17 protein-coding genes are annotated in these 18,420 nt (G+C 68.9%); 5 read left to right on the forward strand and 12 right to left on the reverse strand.

Annotation, left to right across the window (positions count from 1 at the left end):
- Positions 1-13 precede the first annotated feature (13 nt).
- Entirely contained in the window at positions 14-736 is a 723-nt protein-coding gene (locus ID554_RS07195) for a class I SAM-dependent methyltransferase (protein ID WP_117228585.1), read from the forward strand.
- Positions 737-842: 106 nt separating this feature from the next.
- Here ID554_RS07195 and ID554_RS07200 read toward each other — a convergent pair whose 3' ends face one another.
- The 5 genes from ID554_RS07200 to ID554_RS07220 all read right to left on the reverse strand — a co-directional run bounded on the left by ID554_RS07200 (position 843) and on the right by ID554_RS07220 (position 6,006).
- Positions 843-1,682 (reverse strand): ABC transporter ATP-binding protein, encoded by an 840-nt coding sequence (locus ID554_RS07200; protein WP_117228586.1) that lies wholly within the window; start codon positions 1,680-1,682, stop codon positions 843-845.
- On the reverse strand, positions 1,679-2,746 hold the full coding sequence (locus ID554_RS07205; protein WP_117228587.1) for a FecCD family ABC transporter permease: 1,068 nt from the start codon (positions 2,744-2,746) through the stop codon (positions 1,679-1,681). The genes ID554_RS07200 and ID554_RS07205 overlap by 4 nt, the downstream gene beginning before the upstream one ends.
- Positions 2,743-3,711 (reverse strand): FecCD family ABC transporter permease, encoded by a 969-nt coding sequence (locus ID554_RS07210; RefSeq protein WP_199489208.1) that lies wholly within the window; start codon positions 3,709-3,711, stop codon positions 2,743-2,745. Before ID554_RS07210 ends, ID554_RS07205 begins: the two co-directional genes overlap by 4 nt.
- A 62-nt stretch (positions 3,712-3,773) precedes the next feature.
- Complete coding sequence (locus ID554_RS07215) at positions 3,774-4,754, reverse strand: ABC transporter substrate-binding protein (RefSeq protein ID WP_191088738.1); 981 nt, start codon at positions 4,752-4,754, stop codon at positions 3,774-3,776.
- 613 nt (positions 4,755-5,367) lie between these two features.
- On the reverse strand, positions 5,368-6,006 hold the full coding sequence (locus ID554_RS07220) for a TetR/AcrR family transcriptional regulator (RefSeq protein ID WP_158573750.1): 639 nt from the start codon (positions 6,004-6,006) through the stop codon (positions 5,368-5,370).
- Positions 6,007-6,122: 116 nt separating this feature from the next.
- Here ID554_RS07220 and ID554_RS07225 point away from each other — a divergent pair, with 116 nt between their 5' ends.
- Genes ID554_RS07225 through ID554_RS07240 form a run of 4 tightly spaced genes read left to right on the forward strand, consistent with a single transcriptional unit; the run spans position 6,123 to position 10,797 of the window.
- A complete protein-coding gene (locus ID554_RS07225; RefSeq protein ID WP_117228590.1) occupies positions 6,123-7,625 on the forward strand; it encodes an ABC transporter substrate-binding protein in 1,503 nt (500 codons plus the stop codon).
- A gap of 3 nt (positions 7,626-7,628) precedes the next feature.
- Positions 7,629-8,588 carry an ABC transporter permease gene (locus ID554_RS07230; RefSeq protein WP_223884470.1) on the forward strand — a complete coding sequence of 320 codons (960 nt, stop codon included), beginning with the start codon at positions 7,629-7,631 and terminating at the stop codon, positions 8,586-8,588.
- Positions 8,585-9,391, forward strand: coding sequence for an ABC transporter permease (locus ID554_RS07235; RefSeq protein ID WP_117228591.1), 807 nt, complete (start codon positions 8,585-8,587; stop codon positions 9,389-9,391). The genes ID554_RS07230 and ID554_RS07235 overlap by 4 nt, the downstream gene beginning before the upstream one ends.
- Positions 9,388-10,797, forward strand: coding sequence for an ABC transporter ATP-binding protein (locus ID554_RS07240; RefSeq protein ID WP_117228592.1), 1,410 nt, complete (start codon positions 9,388-9,390; stop codon positions 10,795-10,797). Before ID554_RS07235 ends, ID554_RS07240 begins: the two co-directional genes overlap by 4 nt.
- 322 nt (positions 10,798-11,119) lie before the next feature.
- Here the strand turns inward: ID554_RS07240 and ID554_RS31430 are convergent, their stop codons facing one another.
- The 7 genes from ID554_RS31430 to tnpC form a co-directional block, all read right to left on the reverse strand.
- Positions 11,120-11,269: a hypothetical protein gene (locus tag ID554_RS31430; RefSeq protein ID WP_199489215.1), complete on the reverse strand. Its 150-nt coding sequence runs from the start codon at positions 11,267-11,269 to the stop codon at positions 11,120-11,122.
- Positions 11,235-11,588 (reverse strand): transposase, encoded by a 354-nt coding sequence (locus ID554_RS31435; protein ID WP_199489209.1) that lies wholly within the window; start codon positions 11,586-11,588, stop codon positions 11,235-11,237. Before ID554_RS31435 ends, ID554_RS31430 begins: the two co-directional genes overlap by 35 nt.
- Positions 11,527-11,967, reverse strand: coding sequence for a hypothetical protein (locus tag ID554_RS31440; protein ID WP_199489210.1), 441 nt, complete (start codon positions 11,965-11,967; stop codon positions 11,527-11,529). Before ID554_RS31440 ends, ID554_RS31435 begins: the two co-directional genes overlap by 62 nt.
- Positions 11,968-12,499: 532 nt before the next feature.
- Positions 12,500-14,200: an IS1634 family transposase gene (locus ID554_RS07250; RefSeq protein ID WP_117231419.1), complete on the reverse strand. Its 1,701-nt coding sequence runs from the start codon at positions 14,198-14,200 to the stop codon at positions 12,500-12,502.
- Between the two features lie 465 nt (positions 14,201-14,665).
- Positions 14,666-15,874 carry a Wadjet anti-phage system protein JetD domain-containing protein gene (locus ID554_RS07255; protein WP_117231380.1) on the reverse strand — a complete coding sequence of 403 codons (1,209 nt, stop codon included), beginning with the start codon at positions 15,872-15,874 and terminating at the stop codon, positions 14,666-14,668.
- Position 15,875: 1 nt separating this feature from the next.
- Positions 15,876-16,730, reverse strand: a complete 855-nt coding sequence (locus ID554_RS07260) for an SbcC/MukB-like Walker B domain-containing protein (protein ID WP_191088739.1) — start codon at positions 16,728-16,730, stop codon at positions 15,876-15,878.
- A 152-nt stretch (positions 16,731-16,882) separates the two neighbouring features.
- On the reverse strand, positions 16,883-18,343 hold the full coding sequence (gene tnpC, locus ID554_RS07265) for an IS66 family transposase (RefSeq protein ID WP_117231431.1): 1,461 nt from the start codon (positions 18,341-18,343) through the stop codon (positions 16,883-16,885).
- Positions 18,344-18,420: the final 77 nt, after the last annotated feature.

Consider the following 18,420-nt stretch of genomic DNA (forward strand, 5'->3'; position numbering starts at 1 on the left):
CTATGGTGCGGGGATGAGCGACGAATACCAGATCGCCGGGGAGTACCTGCATCTGCTCAGTGAAGCCGCCTGGCAAGCGCTGCGCACGCCGGTCACCCAGGCGCTGCGCGGCGCAGCCGGGGACGCCACGCTGGTCGACATCGGTGCGGGCAGCGGCCTCGGGACGGAGGTGCTCGCCGCGACCGTCCCGGACGGCGACGTGATCGCGGTCGAACCGTCACCGCTCCTGCGGGCGGTCCTGCTCTCCCGGGTCGCCGCCCACCCCGATCTGCGGCAACGGGTCACGACGCTGGCCGGGGACGCACTCGGTGTCGAGCTGCCCGGACGCCTCGGTGCCGTGCTGGCGATGAACATGATCGGCCACCTCGATCCCGACGGGCGCCGCACGTTCCTGCGACGGGTGGCCGAGCGACTCGTGCCGGGCGCGCCGCTGGTGCTGAACCTACAACCACCCGCAGAGCCGACGCCGGTGCCGTTCACGGTCTTCGGTGAGGTCCAGGTGGGTCGCCACACCTACGAAGGAGGTGGGTCGGCCGAGCCGTCCGGCTCGGCGGCGGTGACCTGGCGAATGCGCTATCGGGTCCTGGACACCGACGGCGCCGTGCTGCGGGAGGACCACGCCGACTACCGCTGGCACGTGGTCGCGCCCGAGGTCCTGCTCACCGAGATGGCCGACGCCGGCCTGACCGGCGAAATCGGAGCGCTGGACGTCGTCCGTGCCACGCGCCGCCCGTGAGTGAGGCCTGAGTCCGGGCCGACGGTGTTCTCCGCCGGCCGGACGTGCCCGCACCGCAGGCCGGTGGCCATCGCCGGTCAGGGACACCCCGGTCATCGACAGGTCGTCAGGTACGCGCCCGCCACCGGCGTCCGGGGCCCGGCACGACCATCGGCGTCCCTGCCACCGGGTCGGCGACGATGACGGCGTCCAGGCCAAAGACCTCGCTGATGAGGTCCTCGGTGACGATGTCCTGCGGCCTACCGGCGGCGACCACCGCGCCGTCCTTCATGGCGATCAGGTGGGTGGCGTACCGGCAGGCGTGGTTCAGGTCGTGCAGCACCACCGCGAGCGTACGGCCCGCCTCGTTGAGGGTGTGGCAGAGGTCGAGGACATCGATCTGATGGGTGATGTCCAGGTACGTCGTTGGTTCGTCCAGCAGCAGCAACGGCGTCTGCTGGGCGAGGGCGGTGGCGATCCAGACCCGTTGCCGTTGGCCGCCGGAGAGGGTGTCCACCGGCCGACCGGAGAGATCGCTGATGTCCGTGACCCGCATCGCGTCCCGGACCGCCGTCTCATCATCCTCGGTCCACTGCCGCAGAAACCCCTGGTGGGGATATCTGCCACGGGCAACGAGTTCGGCGACCCTGATTCCTTCCGGTGCCACGGACGCCTGCGGCAGAATCGCCAACCGCCGGGCCACCTCACGGGTGCGGTACCTCGCGATGTCGGCCCCGTCCAGGATCACGGTTCCCGCGATCGGGCTGATCAGCCGCGCCAGTGCCTTCAGCATCGTCGACTTTCCGCACCCGTTCGGGCCGACGATGATGGTCAACGAGCCGTCGGGAACGGTGACCGTCAGGTCCTCCGTCACATGGTGGTGGGCATAACCCAAGGTGACCTGGTGGACAGCGAGGCGCTCGGTCGGCGACGAACTGCCGGCGTCGGATGGGTCAGTCGTCGTCATGAGGTTCGAATCCGTATCCGTCGCGTGAGAAGCCAGGTCAGGTAGCTGCCACCGATCACCACGGTGACGATGCCGACCGGCACGGGACTGGGGAAGACCCGACCGGCTACCAGGTCGGCAATGATGAGGAGCGCTCCCCCGACGGCTGCGGAAGCTATCAAATTGGTGCCGGCACTGGCGGTAAGGACCCGGGCAAGTTGCGGTGCGGCGAGGGCGAGAAAGGCGACCGGACCACACACGCTGGTGACCAACGCGATCAGACCGATGCCGGCGACCACTGATGCGAGCCGGGTGGGTTCGATCCGGGCGCCGGTGCCGCGGGCATGGTCGTCGCCGAGTTCCAGCTGCCGTAGGTGCCGTCCGATTGCCATGGTGGCCGGGATCATCGCGGCGAGCAGCAGCGTTGACGGGGCAGCCTGGGCCCAGCGGAGATTCTCCAGGCTCCCCTGGCCCCAGATCGAGGCCGTCAGGGCGACCCGCGTGTCGGCCTTGAGCACGATCAGCGAGTTGACGGCGGACAGGGCCGCCGAGACACCGACGCCGACCAGCACGAAGCGAAAACCGTCGACCCCTGACCGGTAAGCCAGCAGGTAGACAGCGACAGCAGTGGCGATGCCGCCGATGAATGCGAAGGTGATGGTGGTCAGCGCGCTGCCGGACAGGAACACGATCGAGATCAGCGCGCCGGTGAAGGCTCCGGTGTTGAATCCGATCACATCCGGGCTGCCGAGTGGGTTACGAGTCAGCGATTGGAACACCGCGCCGCTGACGCCCAGTGCCGCGCCGAACACCACGGCGGCGACGGCTCTGGGCAACCGCCATTCCAACACCACCTTGGTCGGGAAGGGCTTGCCCTGCCTGGACACGATGTCGATGAGCTCACCTGTCGACACCGGGTACGGTCCGGTGACCACACTGACGAGGAATGCCACAAGGCAGACCACGAGGCAGACCACCGTGACCGCCGCGACGCGCGTGTTCGCCACGATGGAGAAGCGGCTTCCCCATCGGATCTGGAGGCGGGCCGGGCCAAAGTCGACGCGTCCGGAGAGCGGAGAGCTCATGACGGCCTGATCCGATCTCCGCGAGCGAGCATGATGAGGACCGGTGCGCCCAGCAGAGCGGTCATCAGGCCAGCCGGGGCCTCGTCTGGCCAGATCACGAGTCGGCCCGCGACATCGGCGACAAGCATCAGGAGCGCGCCGAGGACGGCGCTGTACGCGAGGACCCACCCGAGTCGGGTCCCGGCGATCCAGCGGGCGATCTGCGGGACCATGAGCCCGATGAAGAGGATCGGCCCGGCCACCGCCGTGGCGGCGCCGGCGAGAAGAGCGACGGCGCCGGCCACGGCGATCCGGGTGGCGGTCACCGGCACCCCGAGGGAACGGGCCAGATCCTCACCCAGAGCGAGCTGACCGAGCGGACGAGCGGTCGCCACCGTCGTGAGGGCGGCCACCAGAACGACGGGAGAGATCATCCCGATCGAGCTCAGGTCGCGGCCCACCACCGATCCGGCCAGCCACCCTCGCATGACGTTGAAGCTCTCCGGGTCGGTGAGGGACAGCGCGGTCACGATGCCGAGCAGTACTGCGGAGATCGCGACCCCGGCCAGGACGAGAGCGGCCGGTGAGGTCCCGACCCGACTGAACCCCAACAGGTAGACCGCTGTCGACACCAGCAAGGCGCCGGCGAGGGCGAACCACATGTACTGCTGGATGTGGGTGAGACCGAACATTCCGACGGCGAGGACGACCGCCAGGCTCGCGCCGGCGTTGACCCCGAGCAGCCCCGGATCCGCGATCGGGTTGCGGACCAATGCCTGCATGAGGGCTCCGGCCAGACCGAGACAGAGGCCCACAACGACCGCGGCGACGGTACGGGGCAGTCGCATGTCCCGAATGATGATCTGCGTCGCCTCGTCACCCCGGCCGAGCAGCCCATCGAACGCCTCCGACGTCGAGAGGAAGACCGACCCGACGAGGACGCCGGACAGGCAGACCACAGCGAGCAGAACGACCAGGGGCACCATCAGAACGCGGTGCCGCGATACGGAGCCGGGTTGCACCGGTGCAACCCGGGCGATATTGGGCACTACGCCGTGATCAGGGACTGGAACTGCTTCCAGCGCTGTGCGGCGTCCGCCTCGGTGCCGACGACGATCGACCCCGAGGCGAAAGCCGCCAGATCGACCAGGACCCAGTACACCGCGAAGCCGTAACCGCCGGTCCACATGTCACCGTTGACGATCGGCGCCCGGCCCTGCTTGACCGCCGGCAGGGCTTGGAACAGCGGTTGCCTGGTGACGATCTTCTCGTCGTAGTAGGTCGCCTTCGGCACCGCCACGATGTCGGCATCGTGCTGCGGGATCTGCTCGGGTGAGAGCATGACCCAGCCACCGTACGACTGGCCCTCAGGTGCGGCCTTCTCCTCCCCTGCGGGGCGGGTGAATCCTGACTCGGCGATCACCGTCGACAGGCTGTTACTGGAGTCGGTCACCATCACGGAATCGCCGCGCACGGCTCCGAGCAGCACCGACAGCGACTTGGGACGGTCGGCGTGCTTCGTCGCGACCTCCTTGGTCATCGAGGTCAGTACCTCGATGACCTTGTCCGAGGCGGCTCCCTTGTCGAAGTATCTGCCGTATGCGCTCACCAACTCGCGCCACGGTTCCATGTAGGGTGCCCGCAGGGTCGGTGCGACATCCCCGAACGGCGCGAGTTCCTGCTCGCTGCCCGCCACAGCGGTGACGACGATGAGATCCGGCTCGATATTCGCCACGTCCTCGACGGCCGGCCGACGACCTCCGCCGGTCATCGGCCGAACCTCCACGCCCGCCTCCTGCAGAATCTTCACAGCGACGTCCGAGCCCCAGGCGTTGTACGTCACCTGCGGTTTCATCCCCAGCATGAGCAGATTCAGAGCGGCGTTCTCGTCCAGCGCGACGATCCGCTCGGGAGCCACCGGGATGGTGACCTCGCCGAACCAGTCGGTGACGGTCCTCGTTTCCGCCCCATCCCCGGCCCCGGTGGAGCCGGGAGTGGCGGTCGTCGAGCAGGCGACGAGACCAGTCACCACCAGAAGACTCGCCATGATCGCGAGGCGTCGACGAAACAACACCGAAAAGGACATCCGTTCCCCCAAGCGTCTACGAGCGCGTGGCGACGTTCACCGGCCACAGCGACGTCGCCAAAGTAGACAATGACAACCGCTTTCAGCAAGGGGGAAAGTCGATCCGGTGGAGTGCCGTCATGTCGGCTCGTGGGGGGTGAGTGCGCATGGGTTCTGCGCCGACCGGGCTGACAGATCCGGATATAGACTCGATGTCGGTCAGGAAGATGCCCGGATCGGCCGGCCTCGGGACTCCCGTACATCCTTCGACAGGGCGAAAGAATCGCCTCGACGGCCGGACCTTGTCGACGGACGCCGGCCCGTGCTTCCGGTGTCGCTGCCGGACGTTCGTGGATTGCCGTCGGTCCGGGTGCCCCGGCGGGCCAGCGGTGCGGTGGAAGGCAACGTCGCCGGCGAACACCGACGATCCAAGGTGCCGCCGGCGGGGCCGGTGAACACGCCGACGTACAGCCGATCAACCGGAGAGGACAACCGCCCGCCGACTCACCTCAAGCTGAATACGTACGGTGAAACGCCTGGCACACCGTTTCCGACCCGTTCGCCGGCTGCTTCCCGCTCACCGATCCAACTGCGACCTGAGCCCGGCCAGGATCAGGTCGAGGCCGCCCCGGAAGAGTTCCGGAAGCGGCAGCGTGAAGAACTCCCGCCCGACCCGGGTGGCGGTCGGGTGGGCAGCGGCGTCGACGCCGGTCAGGCCGTCGACGAACGCCGCCGCGCGGTTGGAGGCCCGGCGGCGGACGCGGACATCGGCGGAGTCCTCGATCGCCACCCGGGTGAACGTCCAGCTGGTGATCGCGGCGGCACCCCGGGCGACCGTCGCGTCGTCGAACCCGGCGTCGGAGAGTGTGGCGACGAGCAGTTCGAGCAGGCGGTATGCCTGCGGACCGGCCGGCCCGTTGTCGATCAGCCACGCCGCGACGCCCGGGTGCCGCCGGAGCACCTCGTGCTGCGTCATCGCCCAGTCACGCGCGCGCTGCTCCCATGATGCGTCGGGCGGCGTCTGTGGGTGGATGAGTTCGCCGATCCGGTCGGCGACCAGCCGCACCAACTCCTCACGGTCGGCGACGTGGCGGTAGAGGGCCATCGCGGTGACATCGAACCGGGCGGCGACGGCCCGCATGGTGACGGCGGACAGGCCCGCGCTGCGGGTGATGTCGATTGCAGCGTCAACGACGGCGTCCCGACTCAGCGCCAACGCTGCCCTCACCTTCGCCATATTCGGATATGACAATCATTTTCATCTGCTGGTATACGTAGTAAACGTACCCGACCGCGAGCTCAGTGGTCGAACAACGAAAGTGATGGTGAGGGATGGTGTCGATCACGACACGCAGACTGGTCGCGGCCGTAGCCGTCGGCGCGGCCCTCGCGGCGGCGGGATGCTCGGGAGACCCGGACGACGGCGGGCAGGCGTCGGCCGGCGGGACGCTACGAGCCGCGTTCGCTGGCGGCGGCTCCAGCGAGACGCTCAACTACCTGGTAGGCCCGACCCCACTGGACTACGTCCGGGCGAAGCTGGTCCACCCTCCGCTGTGCGAACTCGACCCGCAGGCGCCCGACGGCGTGGCGTACGGCGTCGTCGAGTCGATCACGGTCTCCGACGACCGCAGGACGTACACGCTGAAGGTGCGCAACGGCGTGACGTTCACCAGCGGCAAGGCGATGACCTCGGCGGACGTGCTGTACTCGCTACGCGCGCCGACGGTCCTGAACGGCCTCCCCTTCACCAGGATCATCTCCCGCAACTTCGACGTGGAGAAAGCCTCGGCCCCGGACGCCACGACGGTGATCCTGCCGACCCTGTCGCCGATCGCCGACGGACGCGAGGTGATCTGCCAAAGCATGCTCGCCATCCCCGACGGAACGACCGAGTTCACGCCGGACACGCCCTCCGCCGGCGCCTTCACGATCGAGACCTTCGAGCCCGGCCGTTCGACGCTGCTCAAGCGCAACGACGCCTACTACGGTGAGAAACCGTCGCTGGAGCGGATCGAGCTGTTGTCCATCATCGACGGCACGGCGCGGGTGAACGCGCTGCGACAGGGCCAGGTCGATTTCATCAGCGGCATCGGGCCCGCCCAGGCGAGGACGCTGGAGGGCGTCGACGCCGTCGAGGTCAGCACCAGCGAATTGCCCTACGCGGCCCACCTGCAGTTCACGATGAACACCGCGACCAAGCCGTTCGACGACCCCCGGGTGCGGGAGGCGTTCCGACTGGCGGTCGACCGCGAACGCATCGTGGCGAACGTCTACTTCGGCCGCGCGTTCGTCGGCAACGACGTCCCGGCGCTCGGCTTCCCCAGCTACGACAGGTCGCTCACGCAGCGCACACCTGATCGCGACCGGGCCAAGCAGTTGCTGGCCGAGGCAGGCGCGAGCGGTATGACGGTCGAGCTCACCGCCGGTCCCGAGATGCCCGGCATGGTGGAGACGGCAGCGCTCGTCGTGGAGGACCTGAAGGCGATCGGCGTGCAGGCCACCGTGCGGGAACTCCCCGCCGGCCAACTGTTCGCCGACTACCCCGCCTACCTCTCCTGGCCGTTCAAGGCCGGCTGGAACCCGCCTGCGTTCTTCGAGATCAACCACACGCCGGGCACCTTCCCGGACGTCGACGCCCTGGTGCTGCAAGCGCGCGGCGCCGCGACCCGGGACGAGCGGCTCGCCGCGTCACACCGGGCGCAGAAACTGCTGTGGGAGAAGGGCAATCAGATCGCGCCGGTATTCGTCCCGACGATCAACGCCGGCTCCGACAAGGTCGACGGCGTACGAAACCTGCAGTTCCCCGACCTGATCCGCGCCACCATCCGGACGTGACCGGTGCGACTGGCCGGTTGGCTCACGGTAAGGGCCGCCGCCGCCGTGGCGACCCTGGCCGTGCTGTCCGCCGTGGTGTTCTGGGCCACCGAGGTCCTACCCGGCGACGCTGTCGGAACGACCTCGGGGCCGAACGCCACCGACGCTGAGCGGGCCGCGATCCGCATCTCGCTCGGCCTCGACCGCCCCGCGCACGAGCGGTACGTGGACTGGATCGGTGACGTCGCGCGCGGTGACCTCGGCACCTCACTCACCGGACGGGGGGTCGGTGAGATCATCGCCGACCGGCTGGGCGCGAGCCTCTCCGTGCTGGTCCCGGCGGCGGTGTTGATCCTGGTGCTCGCGGGCGCGCTCGGGGTCACGGCGGGGTTGCGGGTGGGCGGCCGGCTCGACCGGGGGCTGAACGCGACCACGCTCGGCCTCGTCGGGTCGTCGGACTTCCTGCTGGCCACCGGGCTGCTCGTGGTGTTCACGGCCTGGTGGCCGGTGCTGCCGGCGGTCGCCCTCGTGCCCGCCGGCGACCAACTGTGGCAGCATCCGGACCTCGTCGCCCTGCCTGCGCTCGCGCTGGCCCTCGGCGGGTTCGGCGCGACGATGCGCCTGCTGCGCGCGTCCGTCGCGCAGACGGCCGCAACCGGCTTCGCGGAGTTTGCCCGTCTCAACGGCGTCCGCGGCCCGCGATACCTCTGGACCGTGGTCTCCAACGCCGCAGCGCCGGCGCTGCACGGCCTGGCGATCATGCTCGCCGGCCTGCTCGGCGGCAGTGTCGTCGTGGAGACGCTGTTCAACGTCCCCGGCATCGGCTACGAACTGACCCGGGCCGTCGCCGAACGGGACATCCCGCTGATCCAGGGCCTGAGCATGACCCTCGGGGCCGCGACGCTGGCGATCCTTCTCGCCGGCGACCTCCTCGCCGCGCTCCTGGACCGGCACCGGGCGCACTCACCGGCGGGCATCCGGTGAAGCTGCGCCTGATCCTGCCGCTGCTGGTGCTGGCTGTCGCTGCCCTCGGGCCGTGGGTTCCGGTCGGCAGCCCGACCGCACCGGTCGCCGGGCCGTTCGAGTCCTGGTCGGGCGCGCACGTCCTCGGCACCGACATCCTGGGGCGGGACGTGCTCGCCCGGGTGCTCGCCGGTGGCCGAATGTTGGTCGTCCAGGCGGCTGTGGCCACGCTGCTGGGCAGCGTTGTCGGGCTCGGGGTCGGTGTGTGGGCGGGGATGACCCACCGGCACCGGGCCGCGCGGTTCACGGTGCGGGGCATCGACGCGCTCGCTGCCCTGCCTGGGATCCTGCTGCTGCTCGTGCTGGCCACCGGCGCACCCGGCAGCGGCGCCGCCATCGTCGCCGCGAGCGTACTGGTGAGCGTCCCGTTCTCGGTTCGGGTGAACCGGGAACGCGTCGCCGCCCTGGTCCGCACCGATTACGCCCGAGCGGCCCAGGCGCGGGGCGACACGGTCGCGACACGGCTGCGGTACGACATCGCGCCCGGGCTGGCACCGACTGCGCTGGCCGAGGCCGGCATCCGGTTCGTCGCCGCGGTTCAGCTCGCGGCCACCGCGGGGTTTCTGGGACTGGGGGCGTCCGCGCCGGCCGCGAACTGGGGACGGATGGTGCAGGAAAACAGCGCCGGACTGACGACCAATCCGCTGCCGGTGGTCGTCCCCGCGTTCCTCCTCGTCGTGCTCGCCGTCGGTGTGACGTTCCTGCTCGACCACCTGGCCGGTCGGGTTCTCGGCGAAGCCGACCGGATCGGGGCCGGTCGATGAGGACGGTCGCGCGGGTGGACGGGTTGAGCGTCACCGCACCGGACGGCACCCGTATCCTGGACGCCGTCGACCTGGAACTGGCCCCGGGGCGGGTCACCGGCCTTGTCGGCCCGTCCGGGTCCGGGAAGACCACGCTCGCGCTCGGACTGCTCGGACACCTCGGCCGCGGCCTGCGCCGCACGGCGGGCACCGTCCAGGTGGCCGGCCACGACCCGTTCCGCCCGGCCGGACGGCGACGGCTGCGCGGCCGGGCGGTCGGCTACGTCCCGCAGGATCCGGCCAGTGCCCTGGATCCCCGCCGTCGCGTCGCGGCGCTACTGCGTACCGCGGCCCGGATCGCCTGGCCGCAGGACGACCGTACGGGCCGTGCCGAGCGGGTCGAGGTGGCCGCACGCGATGCCGCCCTCGACCCGCGCCTGCTGCACCGCTATCCGGCACAACTGTCCGGCGGCCAGGCCCAGCGCGCGGTACTGGCATGGACGCTTGTCACCCGGCCGACGCTGGTCCTGCTCGACGAACCCACCAGCGGGCTGGATCCCGGGACCGCGCTGCGGATCAGCCGGCAGTTCACCGGGCTGCCCTGGCGACCAGCGGTCCTGCTGATCAGCCACGACCTCGCCCTGGTCGACCGGATCGCCGACGAGACGCTGATGATGGATCGGGGCCGGATCTCCCCCGCACCGCCCCGCACCGCCGCGCCACCCGCACCCGCCACGCAGTGCCCGGTACCGTCCGAAGACCGTAAGACGGCGGTGACTGTCGACGGAGTCACGGTTCGGTACGGCTCGACCCGAATCCTCGACGGTGCCCGCGCCGACATCGGGGTCGGCGAACTTCTCGGCATCCGTGGGGTGTCAGGCAGCGGAAAGACCTCGCTGGCGCGGGCATTGTGCGGGCTGGCCCCGCCGGATGCCGGGCGGCTGCTGGTGCACGGCTCGCCCATCAGCTGGGACGCGGCCACTCGCGTACGCGCCGGCCAGCCGTACCTCGCCTACGTCGGTCAGGACGCCCGGTCAGCGCTCAACCCGCACGAGACCGTCCGGCACGCGCTGACACGGGCGCTCGCCGTGGCCGCCCGCCGCGGCCGGGCCCCGGCCTGGACGCTGGACGAGATCGCCGACCGGTTCGCGCTCCCCGCCGAACTGTTCGGCCGGACGCCCGACCGGCTCAGCGGCGGCCAACGCCACCGCGTCGCCCTCGCCCGCGCCGTCGCCGCCGCACCTGCGATGCTCGTGTGCGACGAGTCAACGGCGTCGCTCGACCACGACACCCAGGCCCATGTCCTGGACACCCTCGACGCCCTACGACACCGCGACGGCACCCCGATCGTGCTGGTCACCCACTCCGACCGCGTCGCCGCCCGTGTCGACCGTGTCCTCAACCTCTCCGAAGGGCAGCTCCGATGATCCTGCTCCGACCCGTTCTGCAGGTCGCCCCACGCCGCGACGGAGACGACCCGGAAACTCGCCGCGACCACGCGCAACCCGATGGTGCCGCCGCGCACCTTCTCCGAGAAGCGGTGTTCGGAGTTCGTCGCCGTTGTCCGACGCGGCACCGCGCCGCAGGACCATCGGCGGTGACCTCGACCACGCCGCCGTCGCCCCGCTGGATCGACCTGCGTTCCGCAAGATCATGTTTCTATAGGGGCATGGAATCGGGGTATGAGCTGGGCAAACGCGGGTCGGTCCGGTGACGTGGCGTGTCACTGGGCCGGGGTGTTGGTGCTGGTCAGGGGGTTGCGGATGTCGCGTGGATGACGCGGGGCGGCTCGGTGATCTTCAGCTTGGCGAACAGGGCCTTCTGGGGTTGGGACAGCTCGGTACGCTGGCGGAAGGTGCCGGCGTCACGTTGGGTGGCTTCGGGGTTGAGGCAGATCACGAACCGGTCGTCGGCGTCGATGTTGACTTCCTTGACCTGCAGGTTGTCGGCGACGATGGCGTAGCGGCCCTGTCGGGCCAGGGCGGCGCCGGCCTCGGCGGTGTCGGCGCAGCTTCTCGCCGAGGATGTAGCCGCCGGCGCCCTGCTGCAGGAAGCGTCTGTTCTCGGCGGAGGCGAAGCCGCGGTCGGCGACCCACACGACGCGGGCGAAATTCCACTCCCGCATGTCGGTCTTGACCTGGCGGATCAGCGCCGAGTCACCCGTGTTGCCCGGCCAGCACCACACCCGCACGGGGATGCCGGTGCGGGTGACGGCCATACCGACCACGACCCGGGGCAGGTCGTCGCGGTGGTCGTTGCTGCTTGACCGCCGTCGGGTCGTCTTCGGCCACGGCCTTGCCCAAGGCGTCGCGCCAGAGCAGTTCATCTACCTCGTCCAACTCGAAGTACGTCGACGTCGTATCGAAGAAGAGAAGATCCACTTCAAGGTTCAGCAGGTCGGCGATGTGGTCGTAGACCGCCCGGGTCAGCGCCGGTTCGACGCCGACCAGCTCGTCCATCGCCCGATAGCAGGCATCGTCGGTGAGCGTGTCGAGGCCCGGCACCGCCACATCGTGGCAGACCCAGTGCGCGGCGGCCAGCTTGCTCGACGGCGCCAAGGCGCGGCCCGCCACCAGGGCGAAAAGCACACGTTCCACGTCGGCTTCCCGCCAGCGGGTGCCCACCAACCCGGTGAGATCTTGTCGTTGCCCAACTGCCGCCACAGCCCGTCCAGCAGCCACACCCCGCCCAGCGGCCTAGACTCCACAAACGACAGCCCCGCCGGCGCCACCGTGGCCAGGGCATCGGTCGGCTCCAGCAGCCAGCGGCACCGCCACCGAACGCAAAGCCGCCATCGAGACCCTCATCGCCGAAGTTCAACTCACCGACCAGGGAGTCGTACCCGTGTTCAAGATCCCCACCGACACGACAATGCCCCCGCCCGAAACGGACGGGGGCATATCAGGAGTACCACCGGTTCGCACAATGGTGCGGTCGGTGGAGCCGAGGGGACTCGAACCCCTGACCCCCACACTGCCAGTATCGTAACGATTCTGTCACGCCATGCCGCCGGATGCCTGCGTTCCGCAGCTCGGCGTCGATATAGGCGGCGGATCTGGGCTGTGAGCTGGGCAAACAGCGGTGGGCCCGGTGACGGGGCGTGTCACTAGGCGGCTGTGTTGTCGCAGGTCAGGCGGTTGCGGGTGTGGCGTCGAAGATCCGGGGCGGCTCGGCGATCTTCAGCTTGGTGAGCAGGGCCTTCTGGGGTTGGGACAGCTCGGTGCGCTGGGCGAACGTGCCGGCGGGGCCGGTGAACACGCCCAGGTGCAGCCGGTCGATCTCGGTGCGGATCGCGGTCCAGGTGCGGCCGGTCTCGGTCTCGGCGACCCGGATCAGCAGCAGGGCCAGCCAGCAGAGCAGGATGTGAGCGCGGATGCGGTCCTCGCGGCGGTGGAACACCGGGCGCAGGTCGAGGGTGGTCTTCATGTCGCGCCAGCCGCGTTCGACTTCGAGGAGCTGCTTGTAGCCCAGGGCGATGTCCTCGGCCGACAGTGTCGGGTCGGAGCAGCGCAGCAGGTACTTGCCGTCCAGGCGCTGTTCGGCCTTGACCTTGGCCTGGTCGAGGCGCAGCAGGCCCTTGGGGGTGACGCGCAGGAACCGGTTCAGGCCGGGCTTGGTGGAGATCACGCCGCGTAGCTCGGCGCGTTTGGTGGCCGGCAGCCGGTCGGTGTCGTCGATCAGGTCCGTGAGCTGGGCGATCAGCCGTTGGCGGACAGCGGCGTCCCGGTCGGCGGCCTCGGGGTTGTAGCAGATGACGAACCGGTCGTCGGTGTCGATGTTGACTTCCTTGACCTGCAGGTTCTCCGCGACGGTGGCGTAGCGGCCCTGCCGGGCGAGCGCAGCGTCGGCTTCGCTGGTGCCGGCACGCAGCTTCTCACCCAGGATGTAGTGCCCGCCGCCCTGTTGCAGGAAGCGGCGGTTCTCGGCGGAGGCGAAGCCGCGGTCGGCGACCCAGACGACGCGAGCCAGGCTCCACTCGCGCATGTCGGTCTTGACCTGCCGGATCAGGGCGGAGTCGCTGGTGTTGCCGGGCCAGCACCACACCCGCACGGGAATGCCGGTGCGGGTGACGGCCATCCCGACCACGACCTGGGGCAGGTCGTCGCGGGAGTCCTTGCTCTTGCCATGGGTGCGGAACCCTGCCTGCTTGACCGCCGCCGGATCGTCCTCGGCCACGACCCGGCCCTGCTGGTCACGCCACAGCGGTTCGTCGGCCTCATCGAGTTCGAAGTAGGTGCTGGTGGTGTCGAAGAACAACAGGTCGACCTCAAGGTTGAGCAGGTCGGCGATCTGGTCGTAGACCCCGCGGGTCAACGCGGGCTCGACCTCGATCAACTGGTCCATCGCCCGGTAGCAGGTGTCGTCGGTGACGTGCGGCAGGTCGGGCAGGTACACGTCCTGGCAGACCCAGTCGGCGGCGGCCAGCTTGCTCGACGGGGCCAGGGCCCGGTTGGCGACCAGCGCGAACAGCACCCGTTCGACGTCGACCTCCCGGCGGGACGAGCCGACCAGCGGCCGCAGGACGGTGTCGATGCGCAGCCGGCGCCACAACCCGTCGAGCAGCCACGCCCCGCCCAGCGAACGGGACTCCACAAACGACAGGCCGGCCGGCGCGGCCGCGGCCAGGGCGTCGGCCGGGGCGAGCAACCGCGACAACGCGTCGACCAAGCGGCGGATACCGGCCACGTCGAGCTGGTCTTCGCGGCCGAACGAGTACAACACCCGGGTCTTGGACGCCTTCGCGGCCGGGTCCCACTCGTTGTGAGCCAGTTGCAGGTAGCGGATCGTCTGCCCGTCGCGGGTCTTGCGGGTCGACGCTTTCACGTACACGAGGCACGACCGTACACCGACTATGAGACCAGCAACAGATCAGCAGCTCAACAAAGTTATCCACAGGCAGGCGTGTCACTAGGCGTTTTCGCCGTTCCCGCCAGGCCGCAACGCCCTGAACTGCACCTTCACACCGCGACGCCGACTATATCGACGCTGAGCTGCGGAACGCAGGGGATGCCGACAGGTGCTTTGAGCAGGAAATACCCCTCTCAGGTAACTGACATCTCCTACCGCCGGATATCGCGCAATGATGGTCATTTGATCTTGTACGGTGACCACCGGTGTGACCACGATCAGTGTGGGAGGCTCCCTGCTACCCCATCCAGGCCGTTGCCGAACGGCCGATGGCAATAGACCGGCTTCGCGATTGCCAACGACAGCGAGCAGTTCACCGCGCTCGCCAGTTACGGCGATCCGACCAGCTGGCTCAGCAGGACCGGCGTGACCGCCGCAGAACTAAGATCAACTATCGACCTGGCGATCTCCTCGACGGAGTGCTCGCTCGACCATGCCAAACCGGATGCGTTCCTGCTCCAGACGTAGCGCCGGGGCGTACCGATCAGCGAGAAGGTCGGCGTAAAGGTCGGCCTCGTCCGGGTGCAGATGGGGCAGCTCAGCCCGGTTCGGGCTCGGCTCCCGGCCCCAGTGGTCACGGTGGGCGAGCAGCGTCGCCCGGTCCATCAGGATCGACCGGGCGTGCGGAAAGCTCTGGCGGAGCCGGTCCAGGATGGCGAAGCCGTGCGTGTCCATGTCGCCCCAGTAGATCAGCTCACGGGATTTTAGCCAGTTCAGCGGCGCCAGCCCGGACAGCGCGTACCCGCCGCCAAGGACCGCGACGGCATCGTCCACCTGCGGCAGCGCCAGATAGGTGATCTCGTTTTCCACCACGATGACCCGCGATGCCTCGGCCGGAGTCGCCGCCAGCTCCTCCACCCGTACCGTCACCTCCCGGTACGGCCCGGGCGTCGGCGGCCTTCGTCCCAGCGCCCGCAGCCGGACGTACATCGGCTTCGTTCGGAAGCCGTATCGCTGCGCGAACCGGCTCGGCGTGTGTGCCTGGTCGATCCGGCTCGGCTCAAGCTGACAGTCGAGCAGTCCGGCGAGCACTCCACGGTGCTGCTCGATGAACTTGGTGTCGACGCCCGGCACATCGATGTGGCGCAGATACGTCTCCGGCTGCCCGTGGCGGTAGATCCAGAGCACTGTGTCGACCAGCCTGCTCCAGCGCTCCGCCTGCCCGAGCACCTGCATGGGATGGGCCACCACCCAGTTCAGTAATGCCGGTGCGCTCGCCTGAGTGACCTCCAGCAGTCGTTCATACGTCGCCACCTGTGCACCGACGCGCAGCAGTGCCCAGAGTTGCGGTGCAGTGTCGATCACCGCTCGGGCGGGCACACGGTTGGTCCCGATCACTCGGCCGCCGACCGTACGGTGCTCAAGCCGTACGAGATCCCCGTTGACCTTCTTCCATCGACCAATCCAGTCCTGAGCCGGACCGAAGTGGCCCGCGAGTTCGGCTGCGGTCGGAGCGCGCACCGGCACCACGACCGGCTCCCACGGCGTGCCCCGTCCCAGCGCGGTGAGAAACTCCCCCGCCTCCCACCGACGACGCAGCCGCTCTACCAGATCGTCGGGCCCGGTCCACCGTGGTATCCGCCCGGCAGTGCCCATGTCAGACCTCGGACGCGGGCGACGCGTTCGATTCGTGTGCCTGCCGCCGCTCGTGGTACTCCTCGATGGTCAGGCTCTGCAGCCGCGAGTAGTTGCCGTTCGGGTTGTCCACGAATCCGACTGCCGCCACGTACGGCTCGATGACGTGGATCTTCTGCAACGGGGTCACGATCAGCAGTTGCAGGCCGATGCGCTGGAACAGGGCGAGCGCGAATTGGGTCGACGTCTCGGAGCCGCGCCCGAACGCCTCGTCGATCACCACGAACCGGAACGTGTTCGCGTCACTGGCCGGAGAGTCGAGCTTGAACTGGTAGGCCAGTGACGCGGCCAGGATGGTGTAGGCCAGCTTCTCTTTCTGCCCGCCGGACTTGCCGCCCGAGTCGGTGTACGTCTCGTGCTCGGCGTCGTCCTCCCGCCACCGCTCGGAAGCGGAGAAGACGAACCAGTTACGCACGTCGGTGACCCGCCGTGCCCAGGTCCGGTCGATGTCGGTGAAGCCTTCCCGGCCCTGGAACCGCTCGATGATCCGCTTGACCTGGAGAAACTTCTGTTCCGAGTACTGGTCCGAATCGTCGCCGCCGAGTGAGTTGTCGGTGCAGGCCCGTAGGTCGCCGATGAAGTCTCGAATCTCCACGTTCGGCGACGGATTGCCGTCCAGCCGAATGTACCGGCCCGGGTTGTAGTCGATGCCGACCAGCGACTGGTTGATCGTCGCGATCCGCTCTCGGATCAGCGCCGTCTGCTTGTTCAACTGCGAGTGGAAGCTCGCGATGTCCCGGATCGTGTTCGTGTTCAGGTAGTTCTTGAACTCCGCCTCGAACCGGGGCAGGTCGTCGCGGATCAGTCGGTCCCGCATCACCCGGTACTCCCCCGCGGACTGGATGGAGTTATCCAGCTCGGCGGCCTCCAACGGGTAACGGCGCCGAAAGTAAGCATTCAGGGCCACTCCATGACGTAGCCGTTGGTGGCAGTGTGTGATGGGTGGTGGCGGTCGTTGCTCGTGGTGGGTTAGCCGGGTGCCCAGGCGGGTGGTGTCCAGGGTCGGCCGAGGATGGCGTCGCGGATGGCGGTCATGACATCCGCGCCGTGTTTGGTCACTGTGGAGACGTAACCGCGGATGGCGTAGCGGTGTTCGGTGACCTTCTCGCTGGTGAGCCGTCCGGAGATCTTCTGCTGGGTCTTCGCGGGCCGTAGGTCGCGTTCGGCCTGGTTCGACGTGGGTGGGATGCGCAGGTCGGTGGTGAATCGCAGGATGTCGGCTTCTCGGTCGTGGAGGTCTTCCAGCAGTGCCCGGTGTTTCGGCTGTTTACGGCCGTCCACCCGGGCGACCTCCTTGAGCCCGATCCGCACGCCGTGCCGGTAGGCGTCGATCAGCGGGCCGGCGATGTGTTCGCCGATCGCGGGCAGGTTCTGTGCGCGGGCGAGGTTCGCGGCGTGGACGAGTCCCTGTAGCGCCTGGCGGATCTGGATCGGCCAGTGCGCGTCGGGGTAGGTCTCGGCGGCGTCCTGACAGTCGCGGATCAGGTGGGCTACGCAGAGTTGGTGGACCAGGTGGGCGAAGATCTTCGCGTCGTAGTTCTGGTAACGGTCGTGCACGACCACCCCGGTCAGGTCCGGCAGGACGAACACCTTGAACGTGTCGAGGCTGCGGTCACCGAGCAGGTACCAGGTGTAGAGGCGGGTGCAGGCGACCAGAAGGTACTTCTTGACCTTGCGGGCACCGACCCGGATCGGGGTCTCGTCGCAGGAGACCACATGCGCGAGGGCGATCAGCGTGCGGATGATCCGGTTCGACTCGGCCACCCCCGCCGCGGCCCGGCCGATCAACGCGTGGACGAACCCGTCCGACGGACGCGAGCCGGTCAACGCGGCGACCAGGTCAGCGCACCGGGCCACCGGAATCGCGTGCACCACCATCAGATAGACGCACCACGCCTGAAGATTCGGCCCGTACGAGACGCCTGCGTCCGGCACCCCCTCGGGGCGGGCCGCCACGTGCATCGCCCCGCACCCGCAGCGCACCGCGTGCCGATCATGCTGGGTGACCGTCGCCGTCATCGCCGGCACATCGACCTGCTGATGCGAGGCGTAAACCCCCAGATCAGCCGCCGATGCCAGATCCGATCCGCATCCACACGGCCCGCCCGGAAAATGATCCACAATGCCGTCCGGAAACGGTGACCAGGACAGCTGCGCACCCGGCGCACCCCGCTGCTTACCCCGCGACCGCTTACCAGCACCGGCTGCCGGCACCGGCGTGGACACCTCCGCCGGCGGCGTCCGTCCCGGATCATCATCCTTCGACGGCGGCATCCCCGAGTTCCCACTGTTACGCGACACCAGGCGTTCCAACCGCGCGACCCGATCAGTCAACTCCCGGTTCGCCTGGGTCAACTGTTCCACCTGAACGATCAGCCGTCGCGTGAGTCCGATCAACTCCTCGCGCGACAACTCCTCCAAGCCCGGCACCCACCGATCACAACACATCGATCGCACCCGGCCGCGCATCGACACACCGTCAAGATCGACCCAGCCCGTCAATCACA

Source organism: Micromonospora craniellae, from assembly GCF_014764405.1.
GTDB lineage: Bacteria > Actinomycetota > Actinomycetes > Mycobacteriales > Micromonosporaceae > Micromonospora > Micromonospora craniellae.